Below are 14,138 nucleotides of genomic sequence, written 5' to 3'. Positions count from 1 at the left end.
CCGGGCGCGCCCGTGCCCCCTGCCGGTAGATTCGGTGAGCCTCAGACCGCCCGGCCTGCCCGGCCTCCGGCCACCGTGGAGAGAACCAGTGCGCGTCGTCATCGCCGAAGACCTCTTCCTGCTGCGCGACGGCCTGGTGCGGATGCTGGAGGCGTTCGGCTTCGAGATCGCCGCCGCCGTTGACAACGGGCCGGAGCTGGCCAGGGCGCTGAAAGAGCTGGAGCCCGACGTGGCCGTCGTCGACGTGCGGCTGCCGCCGTCCTTCAGCGACGAGGGACTCCAGTGCGCGCTTCAGGCGCGCCGCCGGCGCCCCGGGCTGCCGGTGCTGGTGCTCTCCCAGCACGTGGAGCAGCTGTACGCGCGTGAACTGCTCGCGGACGGCTCGGGCGGCGTCGGCTATCTGCTCAAGGACAGGGTGTTCGACGCGGACCAGTTCGTCGACGCGGTCCGGCGCGTGGCCGGCGGCGGCACGGCGATGGACCCGCAGGTGATCCAGCAGCTGCTCTCGCGGCGCTCCGGTGAGGCGCCCATGGCGAAGCTCACAGATCGCGAGCGGGAAGTGATGGATCTCATGGCGCAGGGCCGTTCCAACGCCGCGATCGCCTCCGCGCTCGTCGTCACGGAGCGGGCCGTGGCCAAGCACACCTCAAATATCTTCGGGAAGTTGGGGCTTCCGCCCTCCGACGACGACAACCGTCGCGTGCTCGCGGTGCTGGCCTATCTCGACGGGTCCGACCGGGGCTGACCAGCATCATCTTGCCGCGCCCTCTCGTATAAGCACACAAGCCTCCATTAGCGTGCCCACCACATGTGACAGCGGTGAAAGCGATGTTTCGACGAAGTGGAGCCCGCCGTGGAGGACATCAACAGACGCACACTTCTGGGTACGGCGGGAGCTCTCGGCGCGGGTGTGGCACTGGGCCCGAGCGCCGGCCCGGCATCGGCACAGGCGCCGGCCGTCCCCGGATTCCACAGCGCGGCCCCGGCGGACATGAAGAACGCCGAGGCCGCCGTGCGCCGCCTCCTCCCGGACCACGACGACCAGATCGCCTTCCGGCTGCTCGACGGCGGCGACGAACGCTTCGAGGTATCCGGAAGCGCGGGCGCCGTCGAGGTCGCCGGCACCACGCCGGCCGTGGCGCTCGCCGGACTGCACTGGTACCTCAAGTACACGTGCGACGCGCACATCTCCTGGGCGGGCAGCCAGACCACGTTGCCGAAGCAACTTCCCGCACCGGGCAGCAAGTACGGGCGCAGCGCCACCGTGCCGCACCGCTTCATGCTCAACGACACCCACGACGGCTACACGGCCCCGTACGCGGACTGGGACCACTGGGAGCGCTTCATCGACGTGCTGGCGCTGCACGGCTGCAACGAGGTGCTGGTGACGACCGGTTCCGAGGCCGTCTACCACCGTCTGCTGAAGGACTTCGGCTACTCCGACGACGAGGCCCGCCACTGGATCCCCGCGCCCTCGCACCAGCCGTGGTGGCTGCTCCAGAACCTCTCCGAGTACGGCGGGCCGATCTCCTCCGCCCTGCTGAACAGGCGGGAGGAGCTGGGCCGCCGCATCGTGACGCGGCTGCATGAACTGGGCATGCACGCCGTGCTGCCCGGCTACTTCGGCACCGTCCCCGACGACTTCTCCGACCGGAACGCCGGCGGCCGCACCGTGCCGCAGGGCGACTGGAACGGCCTCACGCGGCCCGCGTGGCTCGACCCGCGCACGTCCGTCTTCCGCAAGGTCGCCGCCGCGTACTACAAGCACCAGAAGGACGTCTTCGGCGAGATCCGGCACGTGAAGATGGATCTGCTGCACGAGGGCGGCAAGGCCGGGGACGTGCCCGTGCCGGACGCCGCGCAGGCCGTGGAGAAGGCGTTGCAGACGGCGCTGCCCGGTGCGACGTGGGTGATCCTCGGCTGGCAGAAGAACCCGCGCCGCGAACTGCTCGACTCCCTCCAGCACAAGGACCGCGCGCTCGTCGTGGACGGCCTCTCCGACCTGGAGAAGATCACCAGCCGGGAGACCGACTGGGGCGGTGTGCCCTACGCCTTCGGCACGATCCCCAACTTCGGCGGCCGTACGACGATGGGCGCCAAGACGCAGATGTGGACCGAGCGGTTCACGCAGTGGCGGGACAAGTCGGGCAGCAAGCTCGCCGGAACCGCGTACATGCCGGAGGCGACCCACCGCGACCCGCTCGCCTTCGAGCTGTTCAGCGAGCTGGCGTGGCGGGAGGAGGCCGTGGACCGCAAGCAGTGGTTCGCGGGTTACGCGAAGCTGCGGTACGGCGGGGACGACGCGCAGGCACGGGCCGCGACCGCGGCCCTGCAAAGCACCGCGTACGAGATCAGCAGCACCGACGGACGGCCGCACGACAGCATCTTCGCCGCGCGGCCCAGCCTCGACGCACGCTCCGGCGCCCACTACGCCACCCACACCCCGGCCTTCGACCTCGCCGACTTCGATGCCGCGCTGACGGCGCTGCTGGACGTGCGCGAGTCGCTGCGCGGCAGCGACGCCTACCGCTACGACCTCGCCGACGTCGCACGCCAGGCGCTCGCCAACCGTTCGTGGCTGCTGATCGGCAAGCTGAAGTCGGCCTACGAGCAGGAGGACGCGGCGGCCTTCCGCAAGCTCGGCAACCTGTGGCTGTCGCTGATGAAGCTCAGCGACGAGATGACCGGCACGCACAGCTCCTTCCTGCTCGGCCCGTGGCTGGCCGACGCCCGCGCGCTGGCGGGCGACGACGCCGCCGAGCAGGACAAGCTCGAACTCACCGCGCGCACGCTGATCACCGCGTGGGCGGACCGTCCCGCGGCCGACAAGGGCATGCTCGCCAACTACGCCAACCGCGACTGGCAGGGCCTCATCGGCGACTTCCACGAGCCGCAGTGGCGCGCCTATCTGGAAGAGCTCCAGGACGCCCTCGCCGACGGCAGCACGCCCAAGACGTTCGACTGGTACGAGCTGGAAGAGGCCTGGACGCGGGAGAAGAAGACGTATCCGCAGCGCCCCTCCGGCGACGTGTACCGGACGGCGAAGCGCGTCCACGACGCCCTCGCCAAGGCGCCGTTCCAGGGCAGCCTCACGGCGGAGTCCGACCCGGCGACGCTCGCTCCGGGCGCGACGGGGAAGTTCAAGGCCGTCTTCCGCAACGAGAGCGGGCTGCGCCCGACCGGCACCGTCGACTTCGCCCTCACCGGGCTGAAGGACGCCGAGCCGCAGGGCTCCACGTCGGTGCTCCGCGTCGAGCAGGGCAGCCGTGCCACCGTGCGCTGGCATGTACGGGCCCCGGAGGACGAGCTGAAGGACCCGCTGAAGCCGCTGGAGTACGAACTCACCGTGGAGTACGGCCCGGAGGGCGAGCGCCGCGTCCGGATGCCCCAGCCCGGCAAGCTCTACGTGGCGGGCCCGCTGGACGACGGGCTGTCGACGATCAGCACCAACGAGGCCGTCTTCGGACAGCTCGGCGAGCGCTTCGCGATCGAGGGCGCCGGGGACGACATGTGGAAGGGCACCTCGCACTTCGGTTCCGTATACCGCGAGGAGGCCCTTCGGGACGGCGTCACGGCGACCGTGCGGGTCACCGCGCAGGAGGACACCGGGCCTTGGGCGCGGGCGGGCATCGTCGCCCGCAACCAGCTGCCCGGGGCGGCCTCGCCGGGGTTCGTCGCCCTGTCGGCGACACCGGGCAACGGCGTGGTCCTCTCATACGACTCCGACGGCGACGGCGCCCTCGACCGCTACGCGCGCGTCACCGGCGTCAAGGCTCCCGTGACGCTGCGGCTCAGCCGCGACGGGCTCTCCTTCACCGGCGAACTCTCCACGGACGACGGCGCCAACTGGCGCTCCGTGGCGACCGTCACCGTGCCCGGAACGGTCTCCCGGCAGGACGTGGGGATCTTCATGTCGGCGACGAACGGCGGTACGGGAGCCCGGGGCACGGTGGAGTTCGAGGACTGGGACGTGCGCTGACGCTGCCGCCGCGGGCCGCCGCGGGCCGCCGCCGGCCGCCGCGTAAGGGCAGCGGGCGGGGCGCCTGTCCCGGCGGCCCCGGGCCGGGCCCAGGTGACCAAGCCTCCGGTCGTTCGTTCTCGTGGACGTGGCCCTCTCCGAAGCGACTTCGCACAATTCACGCACATCGTCCGGCTTCGTCGACGTGGAGCAGGCGCAGGCCGCGCTCGTCGAGCACTATCCGCGGCTGGTGCGGCTGGCCTATCTCGTGCTGCCGCCATCGCTCGACCGGCACCGGCGGGTGCTGACGGCTCACTCGCTCGTACAGCGGGCGCTGCCGCGCGGGCGGGGCTCCGCGGAGGTGGGGCCGCTGCCGGCGCAGCGCCACGGCGACGCCCCCACCGGTGCCGGTGCGGGCGGTACGGCGGGCACCGGCAAGGCGGGCAAGGCGGCCAAGGCCGGGGACGCCGGTTCGGCCCGGGACTCCCGTGACGCCTCCGGCGCACCCGGTAGCGGCGAGCACTCCGGGGAGCACTCCGCGGGGCACCGCCCCGGCGGGCCGCACGGCGGCGCCTACGGCTACCTCACGGCGCAGGTCCTGCGGGCCGCGCTGGGCGGCGAGCGCCGGCGGCTGCTCGGTCCGTGGCGGCTGCCCGCGGTGCCGGTGCGGCCCGGCCTCCTCCCGCTGGTGCTGGGGCTGCGGCTCTTCCCGCGTTCCGGCGGCGCATACGAACTCGCCCTGGAGAAGGCCCTGTCGGAGGTCTCCGGCGCGGCGCGCGCCGCGTGCGCGCTGCGCGGCTGGGAGGACATGACGGACGCCGAGGTGTGCCGCATGCTCGCCGCCGCCGGTGTGGAGGATCCGGAGGCGGCTCTCGCGGAGGGCGCCGCCATCCGCCTGCCCGCGGGCAGCAACGACCGTCCGCTGCTGGGCCCTTCGGAGTTCGACCCCTGCTCGCTACAGGCGCGTCCCACCGATCTGCTGCGCCGCCGCCAGCATCTGCGCGCCGTGCTCGCGGCGGTCGCCGCGGTCGCCGTGTGCTGTGCGCTGCTCGGTCTGCCCGGGGACTCCTGGGGTCCCGACGGTGCGGCCGCCCCGCCCTACGCCCGTAATCCGGCGGCCGAAAAGGCCCTGGATCCGGGCTCGTTGACCCGGGTCCCCGCGGGCGCGTGGAAGCGGGCCTCGCGCGCCGACCTCTCCGTCTGGCCCGCACGCGGCGACCTGACCCGGGACCGGGATCTGCTGCGGCGCGCGCTGACGGTGTGGGCCCGTCCCGGCGGGGAGGTGCGGGTGTCGGTGACGCGCGGCACCTCCGCCGGTCCTCCCTCCGGCCCGCCCCAACTGCTGTACGCGGGCCGGGTCGACGGCACGCGGGTCGTCATGCTGCACGACGGGCTGCGGGTGGCGCGCTATTCGGAGCCCGAGGGCGCGGACAGCGGCGGCGCGACGCTGGACCTCGCCCGTACGGACGGGGCGGACACCGCCGGTTCCGGTGCGCTGGTGGTCTCCCGCAGCGACTCCAACGTCCGCTATCTCACGGCGCCTTGGGTCTCGAAGGCGGCCGAGGTCGACCTGCTCCAGGCGGACGACGACGGCCGCCCGCTGAACCGCGAGGACGACGGGGTGCTCACATCGCTCACGGGTCCCGGGAGCGATCCGGAAGAGTGCCACCGCTGGCCCGGGCTGCTGCTCTCCACGCCCTCGCCGTCCCCCGGCTCGACCCGTACAACGCGTCATCTCTACACGGATCTGGGCGAGTTGACGCCCGTACGGATCACCAGCGGCAATCCGCGGAAGAAGCCGAAGGACGCCATCGGCGAGGGCGCGCGGGCACGGCTGGCGCACACGGCATGCGGGCTGCGCTCGATGCTCGGCGGCGGTGTGCGTACGGTCAACTCCTGGAAGTTCGCCACGCAGTCGCTGCCGGGCACCGCGGGTTCGGCGTACTGGACGTGCACCCGCGGGGAGACCTGGCGCGGCAGGGGCGCACGGATCTTCACGGCCTTCCGCCGGCCGGGCACCGAGCCGGACGAGCAGGCGCCCGTCACCTCGCGTGCGGTGGACACCCCGGCGTGCGGGCCGCGGGAGCCGTACGCGCTGAGCGGCGCGCTGTGGAAGTCCGACACGGGCGACAGATATCTGCTCGCCGCGGGCAGCCGGAAGGTGACGGGCATCAGCGTGACGGGCCAGGGCAAGTCGCGGAACATGAGCGGTACTTGGCCGGGGCGCAAGCTGATGCTGTCCGCGAAGAAGGGCGCGAAGGCAAAACTGACGGCCAGGCTGTCGAACGGGGAGACGCTCGGCGAGACGCGCTGACGGCAGGGCGGCGCCGCACCGGCACCGCGCGCCCACCAGGCAGTGCGCCGCACCGGCACCGGGAAACCGGCTCCGCCGCAACGCAACTCCCCTGAAAGCGCAGGCAGTTCGCAAGCCCGGCCGGGCGCCGCAGCAGCGACCACGGCAGCCGCGTAGGGGACCGGCCCGACCGGCCGGGCGCGTGCGGCCCGCCTGAGGCGGACCACCGGCCGGCCGGACCGGAGAGCGGGACGGGCACGGAGCGGGGCCGGGACGTCACCCGCTCCGTGCCCGGGACCTTCCGGGCCCCTGCGCGGGGGCCTGGCCCGTGGACCCTCGTACGACGAGCTCCGGCTGGAAGACGAACTCCGAGTGCGGCACGGGGTTTCCGCGGATCTCCTCCAGCAGCGTGTGCACCGCCGCGTTCGACATGGCACGCACCGGCTGGCGCACGGTCGTCAGCGGCGGGTCGGTGAAGGCGTTCAGCTCCGAGTCGTCGTAGCCCACGACGGAGACGTCGCGCGGCACGTCGAGACCGCGCTGCCGCGCGGCACGCACCGCACCGAGGGCCATCAGGTCGCTTCCGCACACGATGCCCGTGCAGCCCTCGTCGAGGAGGGCGCCGGCCGCGGCGTGGCCGCCCTCCACCGTGAACAGGGTGTGCCGTACGAGCCCGGACGCCGGGCCCGCACCGCCCGGGCCGCCGGCCTTCAACTCCTCGGCGAAGCCCTGCGCCTTGCGCCGCACCGGCACGAACCGGTCCGGGCCGACGGCGAGTCCGATCCGCCCGTGGCCCAGGTCGCGCAGATGCCGTACGGCGATGCGGGCGGCGCCCCGGTCGTCGGGTGAGACGAAGGGCGCGGCGATCCGCTCGTTGTAGCCGTTGACCAGGACGTACGGCACACCCCGCCCGGCGAGCCGGGCATAGCGGCCGGGGTCGGCGGTGAGGTCGGCGTGGAGCCCGGAGAGGAAGATGATGCCGGTGACGGAGCGCTCCACGAGCTGGTCGACGAGTTCGTCCTCGGTGGCTCCGCCGGGCATCTGCGTGCCGAGTACGGGCGTGTATCCGTAGCCGGTGAGGGACTGCTCGATGACCTGGGCGAAGGCCGGGAATATGGGGTTGGTCAGCTCGGGGATGACGAGGCCGACGAGTCCGGCGCTGCGCGGACGCAGCCGTACGGGCCGCTCGTAGCCGAGCACGTCGAGCGCGGCGAGCACCCGCTGCCTGGTCGAATCGGCCACGCCCGCCTTGCCGTTGAGCACCCGGCTGACGGTGGCCTCGCTGACCTGGGCCTGCCCGGCGATGTCGGCGAGGCGGGTCGCGGGGAGCGCGGAGGCGGGAGCCGTCATGCGGCCGGTCCCGTGGCGGGCGCGGTGCCGTTGCCCGTGCCCTCGCCCGCGCCGTGGCCGGCGTCCTCGCCGTGGCCGGTGCCGGTGCCGTCGCCGTGGCCCGTGCCGTCGCCGGTTTCGTCGCCGGTCAGGGCGCCGGTTCGGTGGCCCGTGCCGTCGCCCGCTCCGTTCCCCAGGGTCCACCAGGCCGTCGTGTCGGCCGGCAGCGGCCCGGTGCCGTCGTACGGGCCGCTCGCGAGGATCAACTCCCCCTGCACACCGTGCAGTTCGGCGGGCCCGTCGCCCGTGTTGGCCGTGCACACGAAGTCGCCGCGGCGGAAGGCGAGCACCCCGCCGGGCGCGGGCAGCCACTCGACGGAATCGCCGGCGCCGAGGTCCGGGTGCTCGCGGCGCAGCCGCAGCGCGGTGCGGTACAGCTCCAGCGTGGAGTCCGGGCGTCCGGACTGCGCGGCGACCGACAGCTCGCCCCAGCCGTCCGGCTGCGGCAGCCAGCTGCCGCCGGCGCCGAAGCCGAAGGAGCTGCCCTTCTGCTCCCACGGCAGCGGCACACGGCAGCCGTCGCGCAGGCCGTCCTGCCCGTTGTCGCGGAAGAACGAGGGGTCCTGCCGTGCCTCGTCGGGCAATTCGGTCACCTCGGGCAGGCCCAGCTCCTCGCCCTGGTAGACGTACGCGGAGCCGGGCAGCGCCAGCATCAGCAGCGTCGCGGCGCGCGCACGGGGCAGGCCGCCGCCGAGGCGGGTGCGGTGCCGTACGACGTCGTGGTTGGAGAGCACCCAGGTGGTGGGGGCGCCGACGGGACGCATCGCATCGAGGGACTCGCCGACGGCCGTGCGCAGCGCATCGGCGTTCCAATCGGTCTGTAGATAGTGGAAGTTGAAGGCCTGGTGCAGCTCGTCGCCCCGTACGTAGCGGGCCGTGCGCCCGGAGTCGGGCGTCCACGCCTCGGCGACGCCGATGCGCTCGCCGGGATACTCCTCCAGTACGCGCCGCCAGTCGCGGTAGATCTCGTGCACCCTGTCCTGGTCGAAGAAGGGCAGCGGCGCGCTGCCCAGCAGCCGCAGCTGGCCGGTGCCGCCGGCGTCGGGCAGGCCGTCCGCCTTGACGAGGCCGTGGGCGACGTCGACGCGGAAGCCGTCCACGCCGAGGTCGAGCCAGAAGCGCAGCACGGTGCGGAACTCGTCCCGCACGGCGGGGTGTTGCCAGTCGAAGTCGGGCTGCTCGGGTGCGAAGAGGTGCAGATACCACTCGCCGTCGCCGCCGTCGGGGTCGGCCGTGCGCGTCCAGGCGGGGCCGCCGAAGACCGACTCCCAGTCGTTGGGCGGCAGTTCGCCCGCCGCTCCCCTGCCGGGACGGAAGTGGTAGCGGGCGCGTGCCGGGGAGCCGGGACCCTCGCGCAGCGCGCGCCTGAACCAGTCGTGCCGGTCCGAGGAGTGGTTGGGCACGATGTCGACGATGACGCGCAGGCCCAGTCGGTGTGCGTCGTCGATCAGCGCTGCGGCGTCGGCGAGTTCGCCGAAGCGCGGGTCGACTGCGCGGTAGTCGGTCACGTCGTAGCCGCCGTCGGCCTGCGGCGAGGCGTAGAAGGGGCTGAGCCACACCGCGTCGACGCCGAGGGCGGCCAGATACGGCAGCCGGGAGCGTACGCCCGGCAGGTCGCCCATGCCGTCGCCGTCGCCGTCTGCGAAGGAGCGCGGATAGACCTGGTAGATGACCGCGTCGCGCCACCAGCCGGTGCGCCGCCGTCGCGTCTCCCGGGCGTCGTCGGGGGCCGGTGTGCCGGCGGGTACGAGATGCTGGGTCATGTCATCCCTGATGAGAGTAGGGGCGGTCCGTTCGCTCTGCTGGTCCCGATTCCCGCTGCGCGCTCAGGACTTCGTCGCCCCCGCCGTCAGCCCGGCGACGAGGTGGCGCTGGGCGAAGCCGAAGACGACCGCCGCGGGCACGGCGACGATCACGGCGGCGGCCGTCATGGAACCCCAGTCGGAGCCGTAGCGGTTGACGAAGGTCTGGAGGCCGCCCGCGAGGGTGAGGTTCTCCTCGCCGGTCATGAAGGCCGTGGCGTAGGCGACTTCGGCCCAGGCGGTCACGAAGGTGTAGAAGCCGGTGACGGCCAGGCCCGGCCTGGCCAGCGGCAGCACCAGCCGCCAGAACGTGCCGAAGGGCGTGAGCCCGTCGACGCGTCCCGACTCGTCGATGTCGACGGGGACGGTGTCGAAGAAGCCCTTCATCATCCAGGCGCAGAACGGGACGGCCACCGTCAGATAGGTGACGATCAGTCCGGCGGGCTGGTTGAGCAGCCCGAGGCTCGCCATCGTGTTGTACAGCGGCACGATCAGCACCGCCATGGGGAACATCTGCGTGATCAGTAGCACCCACATCAGCGGCCGCATCCCGGGGAAGCGGAAGCGGCTGAGGGCGTATCCGGTCGTCGCCGCGACGAAGACGCCGATCACCGTCGTACCGAGGACGACGAGCAGCGAATTGCCCAGCCACGTCAGGAAGTACGTGTCGGCGACCACGTGCGTGTAGTTGCCGAGGGTGAAGTCCCGGACCAGCGCGGTGGTGAACGACTCGCTCTTCGGCTTGAAGGACGTCACCAGCAGCCACAGCGGCGGGAAGAGCGCCACGGCCGTCGCCGTCAGCAGACCCGCGTGCAGCCCGAACGCGGCCAGCGGCCCGCGCTCGCCGCGCCTCCTCGGCGCGGCGGCCGTCTTCGCGAGGGCCATCGTCACCACACCTCTCCCTGGCGGCGCAGCGTCCGCCTGTAGACGACCGTGAAGAGCGAGAGCAGCACCAGGATCAGCACGCCCCAGGCGGCCGAAGTCGCGAACTGCCGTGGGCTGTTGACGAACGACAGCCGGAACGCGTACGTCACGAGGATCTCCGTGGAGTCCTCCGGGCCGCCCCTGGTGAGCAGGTAGATCACCGGGAACATGTTGAAGGTCCAGATGGTGGAGAGCAGGACCACGGTGCTGCTGACGCCGCGCACGCCGGGCAGCGTGATGTTGCGGAACCGCTGCCAGGGCCCGGCGCCGTCCATCTCGGCCGCCTCGTACAGCTCACCCGGTATGCCCTGGAGCGCGCCCAGCATCGCGACGATCATGAAGGGGACGCCGAGCCACACGTTGACGGCGATGACCGCGACCTTGGCCCACACCGGATCGCCCAGCCACGGCACGGCGTCGATGCCGCCGCCGTCGAGCACCTTGTTGAGCAGTCCGTTCTTCTCGTTGAAGAGCATCTTCCAGGCGAAGACCGAGACGAACGCCGGTATCCCCCACGGCACGATCATGCCGACGCGGTAGAACGACCGGCCGCGCACCTGCCTGTTGAGCATCACCGCCAGCGTCAGACCCAGCAGGAACGTGACGCCGACGCAGGCGACCGTCCACGTCACGGTCCAGCCCAGGCGGTCCCAGAAGACGCTGTCGCCCAGGATCTCCCGGTAGTTCTCCAGGCCGGTGAACCGGTACGTCGCGGGCAGGTGGTTGACGCCGATGGTGCGCTCGACATTGGCCTCGTCGGCGTCGGTCAGCGACAGATAGACGCCCCGCAGCAGCGGATAGCCGATGATCACGCCGATGACGGCGACGACCGGGGCGACCATCGCCCACGCGTACCAGTGAACTGCGGCCGCCCTGCGCAGCCTTCCGGCGGCTCCCCTCTTGCTCTGCTTCCCCTTGCTCTGCTTCCCCTTGCTCTGCTTCCCCGTACCGGTGCCGGTCCCCGTCCCGCCGGCGGGAACGGCACTCGCGCCGCCGCCCCCGCCGCCCGTGGCCGGCCGGCTCGTGGTCTCCACAGCCATGGCCCCTCGGCCGTCCCCTCCGCCCCGCGGGCTTACTTGTAGTCCTCGTCCTTGAGCAGCTTGCGGAAGTCGTCGCCGACCTTGGCCGCGGCGTCCTTCGGGCTGCGCCCGCCGGTGAGCACGGCGTCCATCTGTCCCCGTACCGGCTCGAAGAGGGAGTTGCCCTCCGCGATCCAGGGCCGCTGAACGGCCTTGTCGACGGCGGGCTTGAAGAACTTCACCATCGTGTTCTTCGCGACCGACGGCTCGTCGTAGACGGAGCGGCGCGTGGGCAGCAGGCTCAGCTTCTCGGTGGTGCGCTGCTGCACCTCGGCGGAGCTCATGTACTTGGCGAACTCCTGCGCCGTACGCAGGTTCTTGCTGCCCGCGTACACGGAGAGGTTCCAGCCGCCCTGCGGGGAGCCCCTGTCCTTGCTGCCGGCCGGCACGGGCGCCACGCCGAGGTTGTCCTTGTCGTCCTTGAACTCCTTGCCCTGCAAGGCGCCCGCGATGTCCCACGGACCGTCGACGATCATGGCGACGTCGCCGTCCTGGAAGGCCTTGAGGCCGTTCTCCTGCCCGTCGCTGCTGTCGGTGACGGCGGCCTTCGAGTCGACGAGGTCCTTCATCCTGGCGAAGGCCTTCGCGCCGGGCCCGTCGTCGACGGTGACCTTCTTCGCGGTGGGGTCGACCAGGTCGCCGCCCTCGCCGTAGAGGTAGGGCAGGAACCAGTACGGGTCGTCGCCGCGCAGATAGAGGCCGGTGCCGCCGGTCTTGCTCTTGATCCTCTTCGCGGACCTCTTCAACTCGTCGAAGGACTCCGGCACTCCGACGCCCGCCTTCTTGAGCATCTTCTTGTTGTAGAAGAGGCCGAGGGTGTCGGTGACCTGCGGCACGGCGTACGTACGGCCCTTGAAGCGGGTGCTGCCCGCGGCGTTCTCGATGTAGTCGGAGGGCTTGTCGAGCGCCGGCGTCCCGTCCAGCGGAGCGAGATAGCCGAGGTTGGCGAAGTCCGCGACCCAGGCGACCTCGGTGCGCATCACGTCGGGGGCTCCGGAGTTGCCGCCCGCGGCGTTCTTGAACTTCTGGTTCGCGTCACCGAAGTTGACGTGCACGTACTTCACATCGACCTTCGGATGCTTCTTCTCGAAGTCCTCGGCGATCTTCTTGTACGTGCCCTTCTCGGCGTCGTTCGAGGTGTCCCAGTAGGTGACGGTGCCCCCGATCCCGCCCTTGCCGGCGCCGTCGCTGCCGTCGTCCCCGCCGCAGGCGGTCGCCGTCAGCGCGAGCACCGCCGCGGCCGCGCAGAGCGTGAGTCCTGTGCCACGCCGCATGTCCATCCCCTCCCACCTGTCCGCCCCCGAAGCACTCGACGGGGGCCCGGGCGCCTGGGCGGCGCCGGACTGCCGAGGAACGTAACGGCGGCACGGAAGCTTGCGCAAGACCTTGCGGCAAATTGCAGAATGGACTTTCGGACGGGCTCTGGAGGCTTCGGGGCCCGGAGTCCTCGGACCTGCCTGCGGCGCCGGTCACCCGTCACCCGCCGCCGGTCGCCCGTCGCCCGTCGTCCGTCGTCCGTCGCGCGAGCCGGGATCTCTTGGGCCCCGCGCCACCGCGCGGTGTGCAGTGATTGCCGCGCCCGGTACAGTCCAGCCCTGTGACCGCACGGCTAGCTGACATCGCAGCACAGGCGGGGGTCAGCGAAGCGACGGTCAGCCGCGTGCTCAACGGCAAGCAGGGCGTCGCCGCGGCCACCCGTGAATCCGTCCTCGCCGCACTCGACGTGCTGGGGTACGAGCGGCCCGTGAAGCTGCGCCAGCGCAGCGCCGGGCTCGTGGGCCTGATCACGCCCGAGCTGGAGAACCCGATCTTCCCGGCCTTCGCGCAGGTCATCGCGCAGGGCCTGACCCGGCAGGGATACACGCCGGTGCTCGCGACGCAGACGCCGGGCGGATCCACGGAGGACGAGCTGACGGAGATGCTCGTCGACCGCGGCGTCGCCGGCATCGTCTTCGTCTCCGGGCTGCACGCCGACACCACCGCGGACATGCAGCGCTACGAGCGGCTGCGCGGCCAGGGCGTGCCCTTCGTGCTCATCAACGGCTACTCCGACAAGGTCCGCGCACCGTTCGTCTCCCCCGACGACCGTGCGGCGATGGGCCTGGCCGTCACCCACCTCGTTGCGCTCGGGCACCGGCGCATCGGACTGGCCCTGGGGCCCGAGCGTTTCGTGCCCGTGCAGCGGAAGATCGAGGGCTTCACGTACGCAGTGCGGGAGCAGCTCGGGCTCACGGCGGCTCAGATCCGGCAGCTGGTGCAGCACTCCCTCTACACGCTGGAGGGCGGACAGGCCGCCGCGAGCGCCCTGTTGGAACGTGACTGCACGGCGGTGGTGTGCGCGAGCGACATGATGGCGCTCGGGGCGATCCGCGCGGCACGGCAGCGCGGGCTCACGGTCCCCGGCGACGTCTCCGTGATCGGTTTCGACGACTCACCGCTGATCGCGTTCACCGATCCCCCGCTGACGACGATCCGTCAGCCGGTGCCCGCCATGGGGCAGGCGGCGGTCCGCGCGCTGCTGGAGGAGATCGGCGGCACGCCCGCTCCGCACAGCGAGTTCGTCTTCCTTCCCGAGCTGGTCGTACGGGGTTCCACGGCGTCCGTACCCGCGTCGGTCCCCTCGGTCGCAGGGAGGACGGAAGAGGCCGGATACCCGACCGCAGGATGATCGACGGGTTGTCCGCTTCTGGCAC

At 72.0% G+C, this 14,138-nt stretch carries 9 protein-coding genes; 4 read left to right on the top strand and 5 right to left on the bottom strand.

Annotated features, from left to right (window positions below; genetic code table 11):
* Nucleotides 1–88 precede the first annotated feature (88 nt).
* From HCC61_RS03640 to HCC61_RS30480, 3 genes are all read left to right on the top strand, one after another.
* On the top strand, nt 89–745 hold the full coding sequence (locus HCC61_RS03640) for a response regulator transcription factor (protein ID WP_169133710.1): 657 nt from the start codon (nt 89–91) through the stop codon (nt 743–745).
* Nucleotides 746–853: 108 nt separating this feature from the next.
* Nucleotides 854–3,979, top strand: a complete 3,126-nt coding sequence (locus tag HCC61_RS03635) for an alpha-N-acetylglucosaminidase (RefSeq protein ID WP_169133709.1) — start codon at nt 854–856, stop codon at nt 3,977–3,979.
* Between the two features lie 127 nt (nt 3,980–4,106).
* A complete protein-coding gene (locus HCC61_RS30480; protein WP_346776997.1) occupies nt 4,107–6,272 on the top strand; it encodes a hypothetical protein in 2,166 nt (721 codons plus the stop codon).
* 255 nt (nt 6,273–6,527) lie between these two features.
* Here HCC61_RS30480 and HCC61_RS03625 read toward each other — a convergent pair whose 3' ends face one another.
* The 5 genes from HCC61_RS03625 to HCC61_RS03605 all read right to left on the bottom strand — a co-directional run bounded on the left by HCC61_RS03625 (nt 6,528) and on the right by HCC61_RS03605 (nt 12,719).
* Nucleotides 6,528–7,601 carry a LacI family DNA-binding transcriptional regulator gene (locus HCC61_RS03625; RefSeq protein ID WP_169133708.1) on the bottom strand — a complete coding sequence of 358 codons (1,074 nt, stop codon included), beginning with the start codon at nt 7,599–7,601 and terminating at the stop codon, nt 6,528–6,530.
* On the bottom strand, nt 7,598–9,403 hold the full coding sequence (locus tag HCC61_RS03620) for a glycoside hydrolase family 13 protein (RefSeq protein WP_240968365.1): 1,806 nt from the start codon (nt 9,401–9,403) through the stop codon (nt 7,598–7,600). The genes HCC61_RS03625 and HCC61_RS03620 overlap by 4 nt, the downstream gene beginning before the upstream one ends.
* Before the next feature lie 63 nt (nt 9,404–9,466).
* Entirely contained in the window at nt 9,467–10,327 is an 861-nt protein-coding gene (locus HCC61_RS03615) for a carbohydrate ABC transporter permease (protein ID WP_169133870.1), read from the bottom strand.
* 2 nt (nt 10,328–10,329) lie between these two features.
* Nucleotides 10,330–11,208 carry a sugar ABC transporter permease gene (locus tag HCC61_RS03610; protein WP_240968456.1) on the bottom strand — a complete coding sequence of 293 codons (879 nt, stop codon included), beginning with the start codon at nt 11,206–11,208 and terminating at the stop codon, nt 10,330–10,332.
* Between the two features lie 230 nt (nt 11,209–11,438).
* On the bottom strand, nt 11,439–12,719 hold the full coding sequence (locus tag HCC61_RS03605) for an extracellular solute-binding protein (protein WP_169133869.1): 1,281 nt from the start codon (nt 12,717–12,719) through the stop codon (nt 11,439–11,441).
* 323 nt (nt 12,720–13,042) lie between these two features.
* On the opposite strand from HCC61_RS03605, the gene HCC61_RS03600 reads away from it, so the two are divergent.
* On the top strand, nt 13,043–14,113 hold the full coding sequence (locus HCC61_RS03600) for a LacI family DNA-binding transcriptional regulator (protein ID WP_169133706.1): 1,071 nt from the start codon (nt 13,043–13,045) through the stop codon (nt 14,111–14,113).
* Nucleotides 14,114–14,138 lie beyond the last annotated feature (25 nt).

The sequence above is a fragment of the Streptomyces sp. HNM0575 genome, assembly GCF_012726265.1.
Classification (GTDB): Bacteria; Actinomycetota; Actinomycetes; order Streptomycetales; family Streptomycetaceae; genus Streptomyces.
Note: the sequence above shows the minus strand (reverse complement) of the source record. Positions and strands in the feature narration are given on the sequence as shown.

Excerpts from the sequence above, each read along its gene's own strand:
- HCC61_RS03625 (WP_169133708.1), bottom strand. The coding sequence starts at position 7,601 with ATGACGGCTCCCGCCTCCGCGCTCCCCGCGACCCGCCTCGCCGACATC.
- HCC61_RS03620 (WP_240968365.1), bottom strand. The coding sequence starts at position 9,403 with ATGACCCAGCATCTCGTACCCGCCGGCACACCGGCCCCCGACGACGCC.
- HCC61_RS03615 (WP_169133870.1), bottom strand. The coding sequence starts at position 10,327 with ATGGCCCTCGCGAAGACGGCCGCCGCGCCGAGGAGGCGCGGCGAGCGC.
- HCC61_RS03610 (WP_240968456.1), bottom strand. The coding sequence starts at position 11,208 with ATGGTCGCCCCGGTCGTCGCCGTCATCGGCGTGATCATCGGCTATCCG.
- HCC61_RS03605 (WP_169133869.1), bottom strand. The coding sequence starts at position 12,719 with ATGCGGCGTGGCACAGGACTCACGCTCTGCGCGGCCGCGGCGGTGCTC.